The sequence below is a fragment of the Micromonospora endolithica genome, from assembly GCF_003626595.1.
Lineage (GTDB): Bacteria > Actinomycetota > Actinomycetes > Mycobacteriales > Micromonosporaceae > Micromonospora > Micromonospora endolithica.
Genome location: NZ_RBAK01000015.1, coordinates 105,796 through 125,431, shown reverse-complemented (window position 1 = coordinate 125,431; position 19,636 = coordinate 105,796). Strand labels below are relative to the sequence as shown.

Sequence of the window (19,636 nt, the reverse complement as noted above, 5' to 3'; positions counted from 1 at the left end):
GTACCTAGGCTGGGGCCGCGCCCTCGGGTCGGGCATGATCGGATACGGCTGGGCAGCATCCGTACCGGCGTGTCGAGTGGGTCAGGCGTATCCGATCATGAACGGGTCAGGCCCGGGTGTGCTCGTGCACCCAGGCGGTGTAGTCCGGGTTGCCACTGTCCACCCGGGTCACCAGGACCTCCGGCACCTCGTACGGGTGGTTGGCCCGGATCTGCTCCACCAGGGCGGCCACCCGGTCCGGGGCGGTCTTGAACCGCACCTCCCACTCGGTGCTGGTCTCCATGTTCGACTGCCACCAGTAGGTGCTGTCCACCTGGCCGCCCACCTGTGCGCAGGCGGCGAGCCGCCCGGCGACCGCCGCCGCCGCCAGCACGTCGGCCACCGACCGCGCGTCCACCACCGTCGTCACGACGCAGATCTGGTCCACGCCCGCACCCTACGCGGCGTTCTGGCGATTGGCCGCGATCCACTCGTCGATCCGACCCCACCAGTCGAAGAGCCAGTCGATGCGCTCCTGCCGGCCGGTGGGTACGTCCTCCGGCGGCACCGACCAGAACCGCATCACGATCCGCTTGTCCATCGGCAGCTCACGCCACACGTCGGCGACGGTGAGCAGCCTGTCCAACCCGGTGTGGGCCACGAAGATGACCCCGGCGTCGGGTGCCGCGTCCAGGGCGGCGAGCAGCCCACCGGGCTGCGGGGCGAGCACGTGCCGCATCCGTTCGGCACGCCGCGCCATGCGTTCCAGACCGCGCGACCGCAGCCGGGCGATCGCCCGGACGCGGCGCTTCGGGGTGAAGTTGCCGCCCTCCGGGAAGATCACGAACGCGTCGTCGTCGTCCAGCCCGGTGGCGAGGTGCCCGATCTGCTCGGTCACCGAGCCCTTGCCGTCCGGACCCGGCGCGAGGAAACGGGTCGGCAGCCGGTTGAGCAGCACGTCGATCGCCGGATCCCACTGGAGGCTGTCCTTCAGCACGATCCGCGGTTCCCGCCGGAACCAGTTGACCAGCGCGTGGATCAGGATGAACGAGTCACCCGGGCCGGCGTGCCGGCAGAGCACCAGCTCCGGCCGTCCGGGCAGCGCGGTGTCCGGGTCGGTGCCGACCACGTCGATGCGCAGCCGCAGCGTCCACCGGGACTGCCAGAACAGCACCCGCAGGAACCAGCCGGCCAGCACGTAGTGCGCCCGCTGGAAGGCCGGCGAGCGTACCCGCCAGCCGAAACCGGCGGCGACCCAGAGGACGAACAGCGCGAGCAGCGCCGCCGCGTCCCAGATCAGGTAGACGGCGGCGAGCCAGAGCACCCGCAGCGGTCGCAGGTGCCCGGGCACGAACGGGGAGGCGACCAACGCCAGCAGCACCCACACCGGGACGGTCGTCACCACCGTCACGGCGAGCAGCACCACCCCGGGGGCGAGGACCAGCCGACGCAGCCACCGTGGAGGCAGCGGCATCAGTGGTCCAGCTGCGCGAGGTAGTGCCGGGAGGCGGTGTAGGCGCGGCTGATCCGGCGGCCCACCGCCGCCATGTCCCGGTAGGCCCAGGGCGTGTCGTCGCGCGGTTCCAGGCCACCGGTCGGCAGCACGTGCACCTCCACCCCGTCGGGCAGCGCGGCCAGCTCCCGGGCGAACCGGTGCCGGCGGGCGATCTCGAACGCGACCTGGGCGATCTCCCACGGCCGCTTGGGCGGGGTCAGCGCCCTCTCGATCCGACCCACCTGGAGTACGAAGATGCGCTCCGCGCCGACGGCGACCGCCTCGCCGATCGGGATCGAGTTGACGATCCCTCCGTCGATGTAGTGCAGGTCCCCGATCCGGGCCGGCGGCAGCAGGCCCGGCACGGAGGCGCTGGCCAGTACGGCCGGGACCAGCGGCCCGGTGTCGAACCAGTGCTCGGCGGCGCGCTCGATGTTGGCCGCGCAGCAGCGGAACGGCACCCGCAGGTCGGCGAAGGTGGTCTCCGCGCCCAGCTCGTTCTCCAACAGCCTGCGCAACGGGCGGGGCGAGTGCAGGTGGGTACGGGCGGCGAACCGCCGCACCTGCCGGGCCACCGAGTCGCCGTACACCTCGCTCGCCTCCGGCGAGGCCCAGAGCCGCACCAGGCGGTCGGTCACCGCCTCGGTGGGGTCGGCGGCGACCAGCGCGCCGTTGACCGCGCCGATCGACGTGCCGATCACCAGGTCGGGCCGGATCCCGGCGCGGAACAGGGCACGCAGCATGCCCACCTCGACCGCGCCGAGGACGCCGCCGCCCCCGAGCACGAACGCCACCGGTCCCCGCCCCATGCCGTTCATCCTGGCACGGCGACGCCGCCGACCGCTTCGCTGGTGGGGCCGGGGGCCGTTGACACGGCGGAAACAGTCGCGCAACCTGATAGCGCTCCCACCCCGAGGCAGGTGCGATCCGTGAAGCCAGCGCTGCGTCCCGGCCGGTTGCTGGCCGACAGGTACCGGCTCGTCGACCAGATCGGCGCGGGAGGGATGTCGGTGATCTGGCGGGCCCGGGACGAGGTGCTCGACCGCAACGTGGCGTTGAAGGTGCTCGCACCGTCGCTCGCCGCCGACGCCCGCTTCCGGGACATGGTCCGCGCCGAGGCCCGGTCCGCCGCCAAGCTGGTCCACCCGCACGTGACCTCGGTGCACGACTACGGCGAGACGCTCGCCTCCGACGGCACCATCATGTCGTTCGTGGTGATGGAGCTGCTCGCCGGCGAGGAGCTGGAGCTGCGGCTCACCGAGGGCCCGTTGCCGTGGCCGGAGGCGGTGCAGACCGGTGCGCAGGTGGCCGACGCGCTGGCCGCGGCGCACCGGCTGGGCATCGTGCACCGGGACATCACCCCGTCCAACGTGATGATGACGCCGGGTGGGGCGAAGGTCCTCGACTTCGGCATCGCCACCCGGATCGGCGCGCCCGACGAGGACGAGGACGGCGAGACCTTCGGCACCCCGGCGTACGTGGCGCCGGAGCGGCTCGACGGCGCGCCGGCGCAGCCGGCCACCGACGTCTACTCGCTGGGCGTGCTGCTGCACGAGGCGCTGACCGGCCGGGTGCCGTACCCGGCGGACACCTGGGAACAGCTGAGCGCGACGCTCGCCCGGAGCGGGCCGCCGGCACCGGTCGAGGTGCCCGGCCTGCCGCCCGAGGTGGCCGGGATCTGCCTGCGCTGCCTGTCCCGCGACCCGGCCGCCCGGCCGACCGCCCGCCAGGTCGCCACCGCGCTGCGCGAGCAACTGCTCCCGGCCGACCCGCGCACCTGCACGACGCGCACGGCCACCCTCCCGCTGTCGGCGCGGGCCACGCCGACCGACGCGGCCGGCACCGCAGCGACCGACGCGGCGGGCACCACAGCGGTGCCGGCCGGTCCGGTGGCGACGCTGGGTCGGGCAACCCCGCCGGAGACCGCCGGCCGGCCACCGGGTGAAGGTCCGGACGGGGCCGCCGGACCGGACCGACGTCGCCTGCCGCGACCGGTTCTGGTGCTGACGGTCGTGCTGGTGGCGCTGGCGATCGGTGCCGCACTGCTGGTGCCCGGTCTGCGCCGGGACGACCCGGACCGGGGCGACGCCCTGCCGACCGCCGAGCCGTTCCCGACGCCCACCGCCACCACCGGCCCGACGGGCGGCACGCCGCCGTCCGCCGGTACCGCCACCCCGCCACCCCCGCCCACCTCCCGACCATCCACAGGGGACACCCTGGTGGCGGCGGCGAACCGGCTCGACGGCCTGATCGGCGCCGGACTGGACGACGGCGAGATCCGCTCCGACGTCGGCCTCGACCTGCGCAACGAGTTGCGCAACCTCACCGAGGCCGCCCGTGCCGGGCGCGGTGACGTGCCGGCCCGGGTGGACCGGCTGCGGGAGAAGGTCCGGATCCGCCTCGGCGAGGGCGCGATCAGCGAGGCGTACGCCCGCCGCCTCGACGACGCCGTCGCGGACCTCGGCCAGGCCCAGCTCTGAGCCGGTGCCCGCGCCGGCGACCGGCACCGGCGGCCGGGCGCGGGCTCAGCGGAAGGCCACCCGCACCGGCTCGCGGGACCGGGCCGGGCGCACGACGCCGGCGGTGAACCGCCGGTACACGGCCTCGTAGCCGATCGCGGTCCGGCAGGTGGAGAAGTTCTCCTCCACGTGCGTGACGCACGCCGCCGGATCCAGGCGGTCCGCCGCCCGCAACGCCCCGGGCAGATCGTCGGCGGTGGCGCAGACCAGCCCGGTCACACCGGGGCGGACCAGCTCCGGCACCGCGCCCCGGTTGAGCGCGACCACCGGGGTGCCGGTCGCCATCGCCTCCAGCATCACCATCCCGAACGGCTCCTCCCACTGGATCGGCATGACCAGGCAGCGGGCGTCGATCAGCAGCCGCAGCGCGGTGGCCCGGTCGGCGTCCCGCACGACGGTGACGTCCTCGTCGAGCATCGGCCGGATCACCTGCTCGAAGTAGCGCCGCTCGGCCGGCTCGTTGCACTTGCCGGCCAGCACCAGCGGCAGCCCGGCGGCCCGGCAGGCGCGGATCGCCAGGTCCGGCCCCTTGTCCGGGCTGAACCGGGCCAGCCACAGCACCGGCCCTCGGCCGGGCATGCTCTTGCGGGGGATGCCGGTGGTGTCCAGGGCGTTGTGCACCGTACCCACCCAGGGCAGCCGGGGATTGAGCCGGCGCTGCGCGTGCGAGATCGCGACCAGCCCGACCCCGTGGTCGGTGTCGCTGAGCACCGTTCCGTACTCACCGACCGGATTGCCGTGCACGGTCGCCACCGTCGGCACCGCCCGGCGGCCGGCGACCAGCGGGCCGATCGTGGTGTGGTCGTGGACCACGTCGAAGTCGGCCGCGTCGACCAGGTGGTTGACCTGAGCCAGGTGGGCCAGCTCGGGCAGCGACTCGCCGAGCCGGTCGTACTGGAGATCGCCGACGGTGGCGACGAAGTCACCGGCGGTGCCGTGGTCCCGCCCGGCACCGAAGAGGGTCACCGCGTGGCCACGCGTCACGAGCGCGTCCACCAGTCCGGCGACCAGTTGCTCCAGCCCGCCGTAACCCGGCGGGGGCACCGACAGCCAGGGTGGGACCACCATCGCGATCCGCAGCGGCCGCTCCGCCGAGCGGTCGTCCGGAAGCTGCACGGCCACGGGCCCCTCCCCCTCACGCAGTCCCACCGGAGTCGCCGGGTCCGGCAGACACCCGCCCCGGTGGTCGGCAGCGGGTTCCCGGTGGCGGCACCGCTACACCCGCCCGGCGCTCAGCCGCCGACCAGCAGCTCGTCCCGCACCGCCCGCACCCCCGCGCCGGACCACGCGATCCGCTCCGCCTGGTCCCGCTCCCACCACGAGCGGACCACACCCCGCAGCACCACCGTGTCACCGTCGACCTCGACGGTGACCCGCTCGGTGCCGATGCCGCGCCGCAACGCGCGCTGCACCTCCCGCCGGGTGCCCTCCCGGTCGGTCGGGGCGGCCGGCCGGACCTCCACCAGGTTCGTCACCCCGCGTACGCCGGCCAGCCGGCGCAGGTCACTCTCGGCCGTCCGTCGCTGCCAGCCGAACTCGACCTCACCACGGAGCGTCACCCATCCGTTGGCGACCGTGACGTCCAGCCGCTCGGCGGGCACGAAGCTGTCCCACTCCCACGCGCGGCCGGCGGCGAGCGCGACGTCGGAGTCGGTCCGGCCGGCCTCGCCGGGCAGGCGCACCTCGACGTCGTCGGCGACCGCCCGCACCCCGCGTACGCGCTGCGCGCAGCGGACCGCCGCCCATCTGCGCGCGTATTCGTCCACCCAGCCGGTGAGGGTCACCACGCCGGCGTGCACGACCACGCCGATCTGGTTCGGTCCCACCCGGGGGTCCCAGGCCAGTTCGTCCTGCACGTCCCGCTGGATCCGCTCGTCCGTCCGCACGGCGGTGCTCATCTCGCGCCCCTCCCCCGTCGCTGCCTGTGGTGAGGCTGCACCCGGATCGGGTGACGGCGGCTCACCCGATCCGGGTGAACCGCCGTCGAGGAGAGTGAGCGGCGGGTGGTGGAGCCAACCCCCTTGGCTCCACCACCCGCCGCCGGAGGGAGGAGAAAAGCTCTGGTCTACCGGTCAGGACTCGGCGAGCGTCACGGTCACGGTGGACTCGGCGCCGTTGCGCTTGTAGGTCACCTCGACCCGGTCACCCACCTTGCCGGCCTGCACCGCGCCGACGAGGTCGTCGGAGTCGTTGACCACCTTGTCGCCGAAGCGGGTGATCACGTCGCCACGCTGGAGCCCGGCCTTCTCCGCGGCGCTGCCCGACGTGACGGCGCCGACCAGCGCGCCACCGCCCTCGGCGGCGTTCACGCTGACGCCGAGCGTCGGGTGGCTGACCTTCTCGCCCCGCTGCAACTTCTCGGCCACGTCCTTGGCCTTGTTGCTCGGGATCGCGAAGCCGACGCCGATGTTGCCGGTGCCGCCCTGGCCGTCGGTGGCGATGGCGGTGTTGATGCCGATCACCTCGCCACGGGTGTTGACCAGCGCGCCGCCGGAGTTGCCGGGGTTGATCGGGGCGTCGGTCTGGAGCAGCCCGGCGATCGACGTCGCGCCCTGCTGCGGGTTCTGCTGGCTGCCGGCCCGGATGGTGCGGTCCCGGGCGCTGAGGATGCCGGCGGTCACCGACCCCTGCAGGCCCAGCGGGCTGCCCAGGGCGAGCACCTGGTCGCCCACCTGCATGGCGTCGCTGTCACCGAGGGTGGCTGGCTGGAGGTCGCTCACGCCGGAGACCTGCACCACCGCGAGGTCGGTCTTCGGGTCGGCGCCGATGATCCGAGCCTGCGCGTTCCGGCCGTCGGCGAAGATCACCCGAACGGTGTCACCGCCGGCCGAGGCGATGACGTGGTTGTTGGTCAGCACGTAACCGTTCGCGCTGAGCACCACGCCGGATCCCTCACCGTTGCCGGTGCTGATCGAGACCACGCTGGGCTGCACCTTCGCGGCGATCCGGGGCAGATCCGCGCCGTCGATGACCGGCGCGGCGGAGTAGGTGCGGGTGACACCCGAGCCACCGTCCACGGCCAGCGCGAGCGCACCGCCGGCGACGCCGGAGCCGAGCATCAGGGCGAACACCGCGACACCCGCGCCGACGAACTTGGCGATCCGGCCGGGCCGGGGGTCGTGCGGACGGGCCTGCTGCGCCCAGGGCGGCAGCGACTGGCCCGGCTGGTACTGCTGGCCCGGGTGGTACTGCTGACCCGGGTGGTGGGGTGGGCCGGGCTGGTGCGGCTGACCGTGGCCCGGCTGGCCGGCGCCACTCCAACCGGCCTGCGGACCGGGATACCACGCGCCACCCGGCCACCGGCCGGCCTGCGGCTGGCCCGGCTGGCCGTACGGGTGGGGCTGCCCCGGCTGCGGGTGTCCGGAGACCGGGTACGGCGGTGCGGACGGGCTGGTGGCGGGCGCGCCCGGCCCGTCGCCGGGTCGCGCCGCGCCGGCGGTCGGGGCGACCTCGGGCGTACCCGGGAAGACGTCCTGGACCGGGCGGACCTCGGCGGTCCGGGCCGGATCGGTGGTCTCGCCGTCGGGGGCGGCGGTGGCGGAGTCGGACTGCGCGCGCTCGACGCGGTGCAGCTCGGCGGTGGGGTGCGACGGCTCGGCGTCGGAGGGGGCCGGCCGGCGCTGCGGGTCGGACTCGTACTCGGTCATGGGACCACTCTCTCTCCCGCCACTGCGATCCGCCTGGAACCTGCCTGTAGGTTTTCTGAAAGTCATTCCCCGTCGTCGAGGGCGGGCTCGGGGGCCAGCGGAAGCCGGACCCGGAACGTCGCACCCCCGCCCGGCGTTCCGGTCACCTCGACGGTGCCGTGGTGGGCGGCGACGATCGCGGCGACGATCGCCAGGCCCAGGCCGGTGCCGGTGTTGCCGTCGGCCCGCCGGGTCCGGGCGGCGTCCGCCCGGTAGAAGCGCTCGAACACGCGTTCCGCCTGTTCCGGGGAGAGCCCCTGCCCGGTGTCGGCCACCTCCACCACCGCGACGTCGCCCGGCTCGGTACGCAGCCGCAGGGTCACCGCGGCGTCCGGTGGGGTGTGCGTGAGCGCGTTGGTCATCAGGTTGCCGATCACCTGGCGCAGGCGGGCGTCGTCACCGTGCACCACGAGCGTTCCCGAGCCCGGCTCGATGTCCAGCTCGATCGGCCGGTCCGGCGCCACCACCCGGGCCGCCGCCACCGCGTCCCCGGCCAGCACCGGCAGTTCCACCGGGCCGAGCGTCACCGGCCGCTCCCGGTCCAGTCGGGCCAGCAGCAGCAGGTCCTCCACCAGCAGACCCATCCGGGCGGCCTCGTCCTCGATCCGGCGCAGCAGGTCGGCGGTCTTCTCCGGAGCCCGGGCCGCACCCTGCCGGTACAGCTCGGCGAAGCCCCGGATGGTGGTCAGCGGGGTCCGCAGCTCGTGCGAGGCGTCCGCGACGAACTGCCGCATCCGCTCCTCGGACCGCCGGGCCCGCGCCTCGGAGGCCAGGGCGGAGTCGGCCGCGTCCCGGGCGGCGGCCTCGGCGGAGCGCGCCGCGGCCTCGGAGGCGGCGCGGGCGGTGAAGGCGGCCTCGATCTGGTTGAGCATCGCGTTCAGCGCCCGGGAGAGCCGACCCAGCTCCGAGGTGGGGCAGTCGGCATTCTGCTCCGGATCGGGCACCCGTCGGCTCAGGTCCCCGCCGGCGATGGCGGCGGCGGTCTGTTCGATCTCCACCAGCGGCTTGAGGCTGGTCCGCACGATCGCCGCCCCGATCGAGGCGAGCAGGACCAGCGCGGCGCCGCCCACCAGCAGGTCGATCCAGACCAGGCGCTTGACGGCGAGGTCGACGTCGGTGAGGTTCTGCCCCATCGCGGCCAGTTGCCCGCCGGGCAGTTCGATGTAGAGCATCCGCCAGCGGGTGCCGCCGTTGCGAGAGGTGACCGTGAAGGGGGTGTCCCCCACCAACTCCCGGAATCCCGCCTCGGTCTCCGGCCACGGCGGTAGGTCCAGGGTGTCGAGATTCGGGTTGGAGTAGCCGCCACCGACCTGGCCGTTGCGCACGGTGAGCACCACGTAGTCGCTGGGCAGGCCGAACGTGACGAACTGGCCGGGACGGAGCTGGGTGACCAGGCTGCTCACCGTGCTGGTGGCCGTGGTCAACTCGTCGTCGACCTGGTCGACCAGGTAGTTGCGCAGCAGAACGGCGGTCAGCGAACTGATCACCAGCAGGGCGGCGGCAACCAGGGTGAGGACCGACGCGACCAGCTTGACCCGGAGTGGGACTCCGCGCAGCTTGACCTTCGCCTGCTCGACCGGGATCACGCCGCGGGCTTGCGCAGGACGTAGCCGACCCCACGCAGGGTGTGGATCAGCCGGGGTGGGGTGTTGTCCACCTTGCGCCGCAGGTAGGAGATGTACGACTCGACGATGTTGTCGTCGCCCCGGAAGTCGTAGTTCCAGACGTGGTCGAGGATCTGCGCCTTGGACAGCACCCGGTTGGCGTTCAGCATCAGGTAACGCAGCAGCTTGAACTCCGTCGGGGAGAGCTGCACCCGCTGGCCGGCCCGGTGCACCTCGTGGGTCTCCTCGTCCAGCTCCAGGTCGGCGAAGGTGAGCCGGGACGGCGTGGTCTCGCCGCTGCTGGTACGGCGCAGCACCGCCCGGATCCGGGCGGTCAGCTCCTCCAGGCTGAACGGCTTGGTGACGTAGTCGTCGCCGCCGAGGGTCAGCCCGCGGATCTTGTCGTCGGTCGCGTCCCGCGCGGTCAGGAACACCACCGGCGTACGGGTGCCGCCCTCGCGGAGCATCCGGATGACCTCGAAGCCGTCCAGGTCGGGCAGCATCACGTCGAGCACCACCAGGTCGGGTCGGTGGTCCTTGGCGGCGTTGAGCGCGGCGCTGCCGCTGGTCGCGGTCGCCACGTCGAACCCCGCGAACCGGAGACTCGCGGACAGGAGTTCGAGGATGTTGGGATCGTCCTCGACGACGAGCAGTCGCGCCTCGGTCTGGGTAGCGGCCATGGGCCCATCATCCGCGCTCTCGCTGCGCTCGTGCTGGGCGGTCGCTGGAAAGAACCTGTGAGCCGTCCGGACCCGGATCAGCGCAGCAACCGCCGCAGGCCGTCCAGCGCGCCGTCCAACAGCCGGATCGCGGTCCGTACCTGTGAGTCGGTGAGCCGGCGGGCCCGGACCAGCGCGCCCACCTCGGCGCTGAACCCGGCGAGCCGGCGGTCGAACTCGGCCAGCAACGGCCCCTCGGTCGTCCGGGCGGGACCCGGCGGGCCCGTCGGCGGCGGGCCGGACGACGCGGCCGGACGCGTACGCCGGGTCGGGCGGGTCGCCTCCCGCAGCTCCCGTCGGAGGTCGCGGACCGAGCCGTGCGCCTCGCCACCGAGCTCACCGGCCAGGACGGAGAGATCGTGCACCGAGGCGGCGATGTCCGACTCCAGCGTGCCCAACTCGCCGGCCCGCTGCCGCAACTCGGCCCGGCCGGCGTCGGTGATCTCGTAGACCTTCCGGCCACCGGCGGCGGTGTGGGTGACCAGCCCGTCGCTCTCCAGGCGTTGCAGCCGGGGGTAGATGGTGCCGGCGCTGGGCGCGTACAGGCCGAGGAAGCGCTCCTGGAGCAGGCGGATCAGCTCGTAGCCGTGCCGGGGCCCGTCGTCGAGGAGCCTGAGCAGGTAGAGCCGCAACCGCCCGTGACCGAAGACGGTGGTCACGGCAGCGTGCCCGCCGGGCGGTGGTCGACCGTCCAGTGCGTCATCGGGCTCCCTCGGCGGCGGGCGCGACCGGGGCGCGTCCGCCGCGAGGACACTAACGCGATACATCGCGATACGACAAGGTCACGCAGCCAGGCCCAGCTCCCGGACGGCTGCGGCGGACTCGCCGGTCGGACCGGGCACCGAGGGCGGACCGGCCGGGGCGGCCGCGAGGCGGGGCGGCGACGGCACCAGATGCACCGCGGCCTCCGCGGCGCGGGCGAGGACCCGCCGGTCGGCGTTCCGGGCGGGATACAGGGTCGCGGTGACGGTCACCTCGACCACCAGCCGCCGGGTGCCCAGCACCCGCCGCACCGACCGCCACAGGTTCTCCTCGCCGAGGAAGGCCGCCGCCGTCGTGCCGGCGCCGGTGGCCGCGCAGCGGTACCCGATCCGCAGCGGCACCACCGGGGCACCCGCGTCGACGGCGGCCTGGAAGACCGCCGGCCGGAAACCACCGCCGGGCCGGCAGCCACCGTCGCCGCACCAGGTCGTCCCCTCCGGGAAGACCGCCACCGACCGGCCGGCCCGCAGCGCCGCGGCCACCCGCGCCACGGTGTCCGGCAGGTCCCGCGGCCGAGCCCGGTCGACGAAGAGGGTGCCCGCCGCGCCGGCGAGCCGGCCGAGCAGCGGCCAGCCACGTACCTCGCTCTTGGCCACCATCGCGGCCGGCGCGACCGCCAGCACGGCGAGCACGTCCAGCCAGGACTCGTGGTTGGCGACCAGCAGTGCGCGTCGCCGGGGTGGCCGGCCCCGGACCACCAGCCGGACACCGGCGGCGCGGGCCGTGCGCCGGGCCCAGCCGCGTACCGCCGCCTGCCGCTCGCCGGTCGGCAGGACCGGCAGCAGCACCGCCAGGACGGCACCGGCGACGAGCATGCCGAGCAGCGCGACCAGCCGCCGGGCCCGCACGGCGGCCGGCACGCCGGGCACCACGCCGGGCGACGGGAGGCAGGCCGGGCCGCACCCGGAGACCGGCCGCCAGAGGTCGTACGCGGTCACCGCCCCGTCCCGCCCAGGAAGTGCCGCAGGTAGCGCGGGTTCATCCGGTCCAGGGAGAACAGCACGTAGAAGTCGGCGGTGCCGAAGTCCGGGTCGTACGCCGGCTCGCCGCCGATCCACGCGCCCAGCCGCAGGTAGCCACGCAGCAGCGGCGGGACGAGCGCCCGGCCCGGCGCGCCGCCGACGGCGGTGTCCGCGCCCGGCACGCCCGGCTGGGCGAACCAGGGCCGCAGCGGGCGCAGCCGCAGCGGCGGCGGCGTAAGGTGCCGCTCCCGCGTCATGGCCCACACCTCGGCGGCGGCCCGGCCCCCGTCGGCGACCGGCACCGAGGCGCAGCCGCCGAGCCAGCGGGAGCCGCGCAGGTGCAGGTAGCGGGTGATCCCGGCCCACATCAGGTTGATCACCGCACCGGAGCGGTGGTCCGGGTGCACGCAGGACCGGCCGGCCTCGACCAGGTCGTCGCGCAGGGCGTCCAGCGGGGTCAGGTCGAACTCGCCGGCCGAGTAGCGGCGCGCGGTGCGGCCCGGCGGCAGCAGCCGGTACGTGCCGACCACCTGCCCGGTGCTCTCCTGCCGCACCAGCAGGTGGTCGCAGTACGGATCGAAGTCGTCGACGTCCAGGCCGGCGGCTCCCGGCCGCAGGGTGGCGCCGAGTTCGGTGGCGAACACCTCGTGACGCAGGCGTTGCGCGGCCGCGACCTGGGTCGGGTCGTCGGCGATCAGCAGGGTGTATCCGCTGGTCGTCAGGGGTGTGCCAGCGGCGTGCAGAACGGCCATGGGATCTGTGTAGGTGCCCCGGGTTGCCGGCGGCCGGGGTGCCGGGTGTCGATCCGGTGAACGCCGGCCGGCACCCGTGGGGATCCGGTTCCGGCGGCGGCGTGCGAGGCTGCCGGCGGGCGTACCGGCGACCGGGCCGGGCGCGGCCGGCCGGAGGTAAACATGATCATCGGGTCCCGCCACAACGGGCCGCCGGGCTCGGGCAACGGCGGCTGGAGTGCGGGCGTGTTCGCCGCGGCGGCCGGCGGCACCGGCCCGGTCGAGGTGACGCTGCGCCGGCCCCCGCCGCTGGACACCCCGCTGACCCTGACCGACGGCGAGGTGCACGACCCGGACGGGGCGCTCGTCGCGCAGGTCCGCCCGGTGCCGGAGTTCCGGTCGGTGGTGCCGCCGGTGGACCCCGCCACCGCGCGGGCTGCCGCCAAGGCGTACCCCGGTCTGGTGGACCACCCGTTTCCCGGCTGCTTCGTCTGCGGACCGCTCCGGGACGACGGGTTGCGGATCTTTCCCGGGCCGCTGCCGGACGGGCGGACCGCCGCGCCGTTCGTGGTGCCGGCGCCGGTCACCGGCCCGACCGTGTGGGCCGCGCTGGACTGCCCGGGCGGCTGGGCGGTGATCGCGCCGGGCCGGCCGTACGTCCTGGGTCGGATGGCCGCGATGGTCGCGGCCCTGCCGGCGGCGGGCGACGAGTGCGTGGTGACCGGCGTCCAGGTCGGCGGCGAGGGCCGCCGGGCCGAGGTGCACACCAGCCTGTACGCGCCGGACGGCACCCTGCTGGCCTGGGCCCGCGCCACCTGGATCTCGGTGTGAGGAAGGGCCCCTTCTTATCGGAAAACGATGTGCAAGGGCCCCTTCCTAACGGAGAGTAGATCGTCCTCGGGTAGGAGAGCGTCGTGCCTGAGGTGGAGACACGCCTACGGACCGCGCCGGATTGACCGGGTTGCGGCCACCCGCCAGGCTGTCCGACGGCGCACCCCGACGCCACCCGAGAGAAGGAGAATGATGTCTGACGGGCAGCGAAGCCCCACCGACGACGGCCAGATCGTGGTCTCCGGCCTGACCAAGCAGTACCGCAACGTGCGGGCGGTGGACGACCTGTCGTTCACCGTCGCACCCGGCCGGGTCACCGGCTTCCTCGGCCCGAACGGCGCCGGCAAGACGACCACCCTGCGCATGCTGCTGAACCTGGTCACCCCGACGGCCGGCACGGCCACCATCGGTGGGCACCGGTACGCGGACCTGACCGATCCGCTGCGGCACGTGGGCGCGGTGCTGGAGGCGTCCAGCGCGCACAAGGGCCGCACCGGGATCAACCACCTGAAGGTGATCTGCGCGGCGGCCGGCCTGCCCAAGGAACGCGCCGCCGAGGCGCTGGCCCTGGTGGGTCTGACCCCGGCCGCGAAGCGCAAGTTCAAGGGTTACTCGCTCGGCATGAAGCAGCGGCTCGGCATCGCCGCGGCCATGCTCGGCGACCCCCGGGTGCTGATCCTGGACGAGCCGGCCAACGGCCTGGACCCGGAGGGCATCCGCTGGATGCGGGGCTTCCTCAAGAACCTCGCCCACGAGGGACGCACGGTGCTGGTCTCCAGCCACCTGCTCTCCGAGATGCAACTCCTCGCCGACGACGTGGTGATCATCGCCGGCGGGAAGCTGATCCGGCAGGGCCCGGTGCAGGAGGTGATGGGGTCGATGACGAAGGGCGCCCGGGTGCGGGTCCGCACCCCGCAGGCCGACCAGCTGACCGCCGCGCTGCGCGGGGCCTCGGCCACGGTGGACGTCGACGAGCAGGGGACCCTGCTGGTGGACGGCGTGGACGCGCCGGCCGTCGGCCGGGCCGCCCTGGCCGCCGGCGTGGAACTGCACGAACTCAGCACGGAACGACCCGACCTCGAAGGCGTCTTCCTGGAGCTCACGGCCGGAAAGGCGGGCATCCGATGAACCTCGTCCGATCCGAGCTGCTCAAGATCCGCAGCACCAGCATCTGGTGGATCCTGGCGCTGATCTACCTGCCGCTCTGGGGCATCACCCTGTTCTTCAACTACATCCAGTCCGACGCGCTGGTCAACGGGGACCTGGGCGAGGTGCCAGCGGACCAGGCCGACACCTTCGACGCGCTCAAGGACCCGGACGCACTGGCCGCGAACCTGTTCACCAACGGTCAGTTCTTCGGGCTGATGATGGTGATGCTGCTCGGCATCATCGTGGTGACCAGCGAGTTCTTCCACCAGACCGTGACCACCACGTTCCTCACCGTGCCGCACCGCAGCGCGGTGATGCTCGCCAAGCTGGTCGCCGCGGCCGGCCTCGGGGTGGTCTTCTGGCTGGTCACCACGGCCGCCAACCTGCTCAGCGGGGCGGCGGTGCTGGGGGCGATCGGCGTCGACGCGCGCTACACCGGCGCGGTCTGGGAGGCGGTCGGGCTCAACGGGCTGGCCTACCTGCTCTGGGCCATCCTCGGCGTCGGGCTGGGCGTGCTGATCCGCAGCCAGATCGGCGCGACCGTCACCGGCATCCTGCTCTACCTGGGCGGGTCGATCGGCGCGGTGATCCTGATCAGCACGCTGGCCGGCCGGTTCGGCGACTGGATCAACAACCTCCAGCTCCTGGTGCCGTCGCTGGCCTCGTCGCTGATGGTGAGCGGCACCGACGACCTGCCCGGCAACCCGCCCCAGTGGGCGGGCGCGGCGGTGCTCATCGGGTACGCCCTGGTGGCCGGAGTGGTCGGCACGCTCCTGGTCCGCAAGCGCGACATCTCCTGATCCACTCCGGCGGGGGCGGCGCACGGTGGGCCGCCCCCGCCGGCACGTCCGCGGACGGGCGTACGTGGCCGGCCGCCACCCCGCGGGCCGGCGGGGTGGGCAGCGGCCCCACCTCGGGCGTTACCAGCAGTTGACGGAACACGCAGCGTTTACCGAACTTCTGGCATCTTCTGTGAAACGGACCACGCGATGGAGGCGGAAATGCCGCCGGCTCCCGTACGGCGTAGCCTGGGATCCGACCCGTGCGCGCCGGCAGGTGCGGTGTCGTCCGGGGACCGCGTGACACACAAAACCCGCGTGAAAGAGGCGATTACCGGCCGTGTCGACCCAGCAGACTTCGCAGGAGAACCCACTGGCGGGTTTCGGCCCGAACGAGTGGATCGTCGAGGAGATGTACCAGCGCTACCTCGCGGATCCCACCAGCGTCGACCCGGCCTGGCACGACTTCTTCGCCGACTACCGACCGGCACCGGGCGCGGGCACACCGCGCGGCGCCGAGAAGAGCGCCGCCGAGCCGGCCGCACCCCAGCCCGACGGCCAGCCGGAGCCGACCGCCGCGGTCGCGCAGCCCGCGCCGAAGGCTGAGAAGCCCGCCGAGAAGCCCAGGGCCGCCGAGAAGAAGCCGGAGCCGAAGCCCGAGCCGACCGGCGCGAAGCCGGCCGCACCGGCCAAGGCCGCTCCCGCCAAGCCGGCGCCGGCCAAGGCGAAGGCCGCCCCGGCCAAGCAGACCGCGCAGACGGCGCCGACCGCCACCGGTCCGCAGACCACGCCCCTGCGCGGGGTCGCCGCGAAGATCGTCCAGAACATGGACGCCTCGCTCAGCGTGCCGACCGCGACCAGCGTGCGCGCCGTCCCGGCCAAGCTGCTGGTCGACAACCGCATCGTGATCAACAATCACCTCGCCCGTGGCCGTGGTGGCAAGGTCAGCTTCACCCACCTGATCGGTTACGCGCTGGTCCGGGCGCTGGTGGCGCACCGCGAGATGAACAACTCCTTCGCCGAGGTCGACGGCAAGCCGGTGATGGTCCGCCCGGAGCACGTCAACCTGGGCATCGCCATCGACCTGACCAAGCCCGACGGCTCCCGCAACCTGGTGGTCCCGTCCATCAAGGGCTGCGAGCAGATGGACTTCCGGCAGTTCTGGCAGGCGTACGAGGACGTGGTCCGGCGCGCCCGCCGTAACGAGCTGACCATGGACGACTACTCCGGCACCACCATCTCGCTGACCAACCCCGGCGGCATCGGCACCGTGCACTCGATGCCGCGCCTGATGCAGGGGCAGAGCGCGATCATCGGCGTCGGCGCGATGGAATACCCGGCCCCCTACCAGGGCATGTCCGAGGCCACCCTGGCCGACCTGGCGGTCAGCAAGGTCATCACGCTGACCAGCACGTACGACCACCGGATCATCCAGGGCGCGCAGTCCGGCGAGTTCCTGAAGGCCATGCACGAGCTGATGCTCGGCGAGCACGGCTTCTACGACCAGATCTTCACGTCGCTGCGCATCCCGTACGAGCCGGTGCGCTGGATGCGCGACGTCGCGATCAACAACGAGGGCCAGATCAACAAGACGGCCCGGGTGCACGAGCTGATCCACGCGTACCGGGTGCGCGGCCACCTGATGGCCGACACCGACCCGCTGGAGTTCAAGATCCGCAAGCACCCGGACCTGGACGTGCTCCAGCACGGGCTGACCCTGTGGGACCTGGACCGCGAGTTCCCGGTGAACGGCTTCGCCGGCAGGCAGCGGATGAAGCTGCGCGAGATCCTCGGCGTGCTGCGCGACTCGTACTGCCGCCGGGTCGGCATCGAGTACATGCACATCCAGGACCCGGAGGAGCGGCGCTGGATCCAGGAGCGGATCGAGCGCAAGTACGAGAAGCCGGCCGCCGACGAGCAGAAGCACGTGCTCAACCGGCTCAACGCCGCCGAGGCGTTCGAGACCTTCCTGCAGACCAAGTACGTCGGGCAGAAGCGGTTCTCGCTGGAGGGCGGCGAGTCGCTGATCCCGCTGCTCGGTGAGGTGCTGGAGGCCTCCGCCGAGGGCGGGCTGGACGAGGTCGTCATCGGCATGGCCCACCGGGGCCGGCTCAACGTGCTGGCCAACATCGTCGGCAAGCCGTACGAGAAGATCTTCTCCGAGTTCGAGGGGCACCTGGACCCGCGCTCCACCCAGGGCTCCGGCGACGTGAAATACCACCTCGGCCAGAACGGCAAGTTCACCACCCCGGACGGGGAGCACGCGGTCAAGGTCTCGGTGGTGGCGAACCCGTCGCACCTGGAGGCCGTCGACCCGGTGCTGGAGGGCATCGTCCGGGCCAAGCAGGACCGGATCGACCTCAAGCTGGAGGGCTACACCGTGCTGCCGCTGGCGGTGCACGGTGACGCGGCGTTCGCCGGCCAGGGCGTGGTCGCCGAGACGCTGAACCTGTCCCAGCTGCGCGGTTACCGCACCGGCGGCACCGTGCACGTGGTGGTCAACAACCAGGTCGGTTTCACCACCGCCCCGGAGTACAGCCGGTCCAGCCTCTACAGCACCGACGTGGCCCGGATGATCCAGGCCCCGATCTTCCACGTCAACGGCGACGACCCCGAGGCCGTGGTCCGGGTCGCCCGGCTGGCCTTCGAGTACCGGCAGACGTTCAACAAGGACGTCGTGATCGACATGGTCTGCTACCGCCGGCGGGGGCACAACGAGGGCGACGACCCGTCGATGTCCAACCCCCAGATGTACAAGATCATCGACTCGAAGCGCTCGGTGCGCAAGCTCTACACCGAGGAGCTGATCGGTCGCGGCGACATCACCGTGGAGGACGCGGAGGAGCTGCTGCGCGACTACCAGTCGCAACTGGAGCGGGTCTTCAAGGCCACCCGGGACGCCGCCACCACGCCGCGCCAGCTCAGCCGCCCGAAGCGGCAGGACGAGCCGGAGCCGCGGGTGGAGACCGCCACCGACGCGGCGGTGGTCAAGGCCGTCGGCGACGCGCACGTCAACCTGCCGGAGGGCTTCACGCCGCACAAGCGGATCCAGCAGTTGCTCGACCGCCGGGCGAAGATGTCCGTCGAGGGCAACATCGACTGGGGCTTCGGCGAGATCATCGCGTTGGGTTCCCTGCTGCACGACGGGGTGACCGTCCGGCTCGCCGGTCAGGACTCCCGCCGCGGCACCTTCGTGCAGCGGCACGCCTCGGTGGTGGACGCGAAGACCGGCGACGACTACCTGCCGCTGGCGTCGCTGACCGCCGACGGCGACCGGTCCCGGTTCTTCGTGCACGACTCGCTGCTCTCCGAGTACGCGGCGATGGGCTTCGAGTACGGCTACTCGGTGGAGAACATCGACGCCCTGGTCTGCTGGGAGGCGCAGTTCGGCGACTTCGTCAACGGCTCCCAGTCGGTGATCGACGAGTTCATCTCCTCCGGCGAGGTGAAGTGGGGCCAGCGCTCCGCCGTCACCCTGCTGCTGCCGCACGGCCACGAGGGCCAGGGCCCGGACCACACCTCCGGCCGCCCGGAGCGGTTCCTCCAGATGTGCGCCGAGGACAACATGCGGGTGGCCATCCCGACCACCCCGGCGAACTACTTCCACCTGCTGCGCCGCCAGGCCCTGTCGCCGAAGCGCAAGCCGCTGGTGGTGTTCACGCCGAAGTCGCTGCTGCGGCACAAGCTCTGCGTCTCCTCGGTCGAGGACTTCACCACCGGGACCTTCGCCCCGGTGCTGGGCGACTCGGCCGCTCCGGCGCCGGAGCAGGTGAAGCGGGTGCTGCTCTGCTCGGGCAAGATCTACTACGACCTGCTCCAGGCCCGCGCCGACCGCGGCATCACGGACACCGCGATCATCCGGATGGAGCAGCTCTACCCGTTGCCGGTGGAGGAGATCCGGGCCGCCCTGGCCGAGTACCCGAACGCCGAGGACTACGCCTGGGTGCAGGAGGAGCCGGCCAACCAGGGCGCCTGGTCGTTCGTCGCGCTCAACCTGCTGGAGCACCTGGACGAGGTCCGGCTGCGCCGCATCTCCCGCCCGGCGGCGGCCGCCCCGGCGGTCGGCTCGGCCAAGATGCACGAGGTGGAGCAGACCGCGCTGCTCGAGGCGGCGCTGCCCCGCCCGTGACCTGAGCACACCCGGAGTCGGGGCAGGAACCGCGAGCCGGTCCCTGCCCCGACTGCGTGCCGGCAGCCGAACCCGAGAGGACGTACGCGTGTACTTCACCGACCGTGGCATCGAGGAACTGGTCGAGCGGCGGGGTCAGGAGCAGGTCAGCATCGAGTGGCTGGCCGAGCGCCTGCGTGACTTCGTCGACCTGAACCCGGAGTTCGAGACCCCCATCGAGCGCCTCGCCGTCCACCTGGCCCGCCTCGACGACGAAGAAGACTGACCCCACCCCATTGTGTTGATCATGGG

At 73.2% G+C, this 19,636-nt stretch carries 17 protein-coding genes; 6 read left to right on the top strand and 11 right to left on the bottom strand.

Going from position 1 to position 19,636, the window contains the following annotated elements; genetic code table 11:
• Positions 1-106: 106 nt before the first annotated feature.
• The 3 genes from cutA to D7223_RS27920 are packed head-to-tail and all read right to left on the bottom strand — an operon-like array spanning position 107 to position 2,283.
• Positions 107-427, bottom strand: coding sequence for a divalent-cation tolerance protein CutA (gene cutA / locus D7223_RS27930; RefSeq protein ID WP_120731773.1), 321 nt, complete (start codon positions 425-427; stop codon positions 107-109).
• 9 nt (positions 428-436) lie between these two features.
• Entirely contained in the window at positions 437-1,453 is a 1,017-nt protein-coding gene (locus D7223_RS27925) for a 1-acyl-sn-glycerol-3-phosphate acyltransferase (RefSeq protein WP_120731771.1), read from the bottom strand.
• Positions 1,453-2,283 (bottom strand): patatin-like phospholipase family protein, encoded by an 831-nt coding sequence (locus D7223_RS27920; protein ID WP_120731769.1) that lies wholly within the window; start codon positions 2,281-2,283, stop codon positions 1,453-1,455. Before D7223_RS27920 ends, D7223_RS27925 begins: the two co-directional genes overlap by 1 nt.
• 120 nt (positions 2,284-2,403) lie before the next feature.
• Here D7223_RS27920 and D7223_RS27915 point away from each other — a divergent pair, with 120 nt between their 5' ends.
• Positions 2,404-3,954, top strand: a complete 1,551-nt coding sequence (locus D7223_RS27915) for a serine/threonine-protein kinase (protein WP_120731767.1) — start codon at positions 2,404-2,406, stop codon at positions 3,952-3,954.
• 45 nt (positions 3,955-3,999) lie between these two features.
• Here the strand turns inward: D7223_RS27915 and D7223_RS27910 are convergent, their stop codons facing one another.
• The 8 genes from D7223_RS27910 to D7223_RS27875 all read right to left on the bottom strand — a co-directional run bounded on the left by D7223_RS27910 (position 4,000) and on the right by D7223_RS27875 (position 12,478).
• On the bottom strand, positions 4,000-5,061 hold the full coding sequence (locus D7223_RS27910; protein ID WP_120731861.1) for a glycosyltransferase family 4 protein: 1,062 nt from the start codon (positions 5,059-5,061) through the stop codon (positions 4,000-4,002).
• A gap of 164 nt (positions 5,062-5,225) precedes the next feature.
• Positions 5,226-5,891, bottom strand: a complete 666-nt coding sequence (locus D7223_RS27905) for a BON domain-containing protein (protein WP_120731765.1) — start codon at positions 5,889-5,891, stop codon at positions 5,226-5,228.
• Between the two features lie 174 nt (positions 5,892-6,065).
• On the bottom strand, positions 6,066-7,640 hold the full coding sequence (locus tag D7223_RS27900) for a trypsin-like peptidase domain-containing protein (RefSeq protein WP_120731763.1): 1,575 nt from the start codon (positions 7,638-7,640) through the stop codon (positions 6,066-6,068).
• A gap of 62 nt (positions 7,641-7,702) precedes the next feature.
• On the bottom strand, positions 7,703-9,265 hold the full coding sequence (locus D7223_RS27895) for a sensor histidine kinase (protein WP_120731761.1): 1,563 nt from the start codon (positions 9,263-9,265) through the stop codon (positions 7,703-7,705).
• Positions 9,262-9,963, bottom strand: coding sequence for a response regulator transcription factor (locus tag D7223_RS27890; protein WP_120731759.1), 702 nt, complete (start codon positions 9,961-9,963; stop codon positions 9,262-9,264). The genes D7223_RS27895 and D7223_RS27890 overlap by 4 nt, the downstream gene beginning before the upstream one ends.
• 77 nt (positions 9,964-10,040) lie before the next feature.
• Positions 10,041-10,661, bottom strand: coding sequence for a PadR family transcriptional regulator (locus D7223_RS27885; RefSeq protein ID WP_120731758.1), 621 nt, complete (start codon positions 10,659-10,661; stop codon positions 10,041-10,043).
• A 123-nt stretch (positions 10,662-10,784) separates the two neighbouring features.
• Positions 10,785-11,702: a lysophospholipid acyltransferase family protein gene (locus D7223_RS27880; protein WP_120731757.1), complete on the bottom strand. Its 918-nt coding sequence runs from the start codon at positions 11,700-11,702 to the stop codon at positions 10,785-10,787.
• On the bottom strand, positions 11,699-12,478 hold the full coding sequence (locus D7223_RS27875; RefSeq protein WP_120731755.1) for a GNAT family N-acetyltransferase: 780 nt from the start codon (positions 12,476-12,478) through the stop codon (positions 11,699-11,701). The genes D7223_RS27880 and D7223_RS27875 overlap by 4 nt, the downstream gene beginning before the upstream one ends.
• 162 nt (positions 12,479-12,640) lie before the next feature.
• Between D7223_RS27875 and D7223_RS27870 the strand changes: the two genes are divergently transcribed.
• The 5 genes from D7223_RS27870 (at position 12,641) to D7223_RS33115 (ending at position 19,610) form a co-directional block, all read left to right on the top strand.
• Positions 12,641-13,288 carry a hypothetical protein gene (locus D7223_RS27870; RefSeq protein WP_120731753.1) on the top strand — a complete coding sequence of 216 codons (648 nt, stop codon included), beginning with the start codon at positions 12,641-12,643 and terminating at the stop codon, positions 13,286-13,288.
• A 192-nt stretch (positions 13,289-13,480) separates the two neighbouring features.
• A complete protein-coding gene (locus D7223_RS27865) occupies positions 13,481-14,416 on the top strand; it encodes an ABC transporter ATP-binding protein (protein WP_120731750.1) in 936 nt (311 codons plus the stop codon).
• Complete coding sequence (locus tag D7223_RS27860; RefSeq protein ID WP_120731748.1) at positions 14,413-15,237, top strand: ABC transporter permease subunit; 825 nt, start codon at positions 14,413-14,415, stop codon at positions 15,235-15,237. The genes D7223_RS27865 and D7223_RS27860 overlap by 4 nt, the downstream gene beginning before the upstream one ends.
• Positions 15,238-15,556: 319 nt before the next feature.
• Positions 15,557-19,345 carry a multifunctional oxoglutarate decarboxylase/oxoglutarate dehydrogenase thiamine pyrophosphate-binding subunit/dihydrolipoyllysine-residue succinyltransferase subunit gene (locus D7223_RS27855; RefSeq protein ID WP_120731746.1) on the top strand — a complete coding sequence of 1,263 codons (3,789 nt, stop codon included), beginning with the start codon at positions 15,557-15,559 and terminating at the stop codon, positions 19,343-19,345.
• An 88-nt stretch (positions 19,346-19,433) separates the two neighbouring features.
• Entirely contained in the window at positions 19,434-19,610 is a 177-nt protein-coding gene (locus tag D7223_RS33115) for a DUF6104 family protein (protein WP_186832349.1), read from the top strand.
• Positions 19,611-19,636: the final 26 nt, after the last annotated feature.

Coding starts and splice junctions, on each gene's coding strand:
- D7223_RS27905 (WP_120731765.1), bottom strand. CDS start 5,891: ATGAGCACCGCCGTGCGGACGGACGAGCGGATCCAGCGGGACGTGCAG.
- D7223_RS27910 (WP_120731861.1), bottom strand. CDS start 5,061: ATGGTGGTCCCACCCTGGCTGTCGGTGCCCCCGCCGGGTTACGGCGGG.
- D7223_RS27865 (WP_120731750.1), top strand. CDS start 13,481: ATGTCTGACGGGCAGCGAAGCCCCACCGACGACGGCCAGATCGTGGTC.
- D7223_RS27920 (WP_120731769.1), bottom strand. CDS start 2,283: ATGGGGCGGGGACCGGTGGCGTTCGTGCTCGGGGGCGGCGGCGTCCTC.
- D7223_RS27860 (WP_120731748.1), top strand. CDS start 14,413: ATGAACCTCGTCCGATCCGAGCTGCTCAAGATCCGCAGCACCAGCATC.
- D7223_RS27870 (WP_120731753.1), top strand. CDS start 12,641: ATGATCATCGGGTCCCGCCACAACGGGCCGCCGGGCTCGGGCAACGGC.
- D7223_RS27925 (WP_120731771.1), bottom strand. CDS start 1,453: ATGCCGCTGCCTCCACGGTGGCTGCGTCGGCTGGTCCTCGCCCCCGGG.
- D7223_RS27875 (WP_120731755.1), bottom strand. CDS start 12,478: ATGGCCGTTCTGCACGCCGCTGGCACACCCCTGACGACCAGCGGATAC.
- D7223_RS27890 (WP_120731759.1), bottom strand. CDS start 9,963: ATGGCCGCTACCCAGACCGAGGCGCGACTGCTCGTCGTCGAGGACGAT.
- D7223_RS27900 (WP_120731763.1), bottom strand. CDS start 7,640: ATGACCGAGTACGAGTCCGACCCGCAGCGCCGGCCGGCCCCCTCCGAC.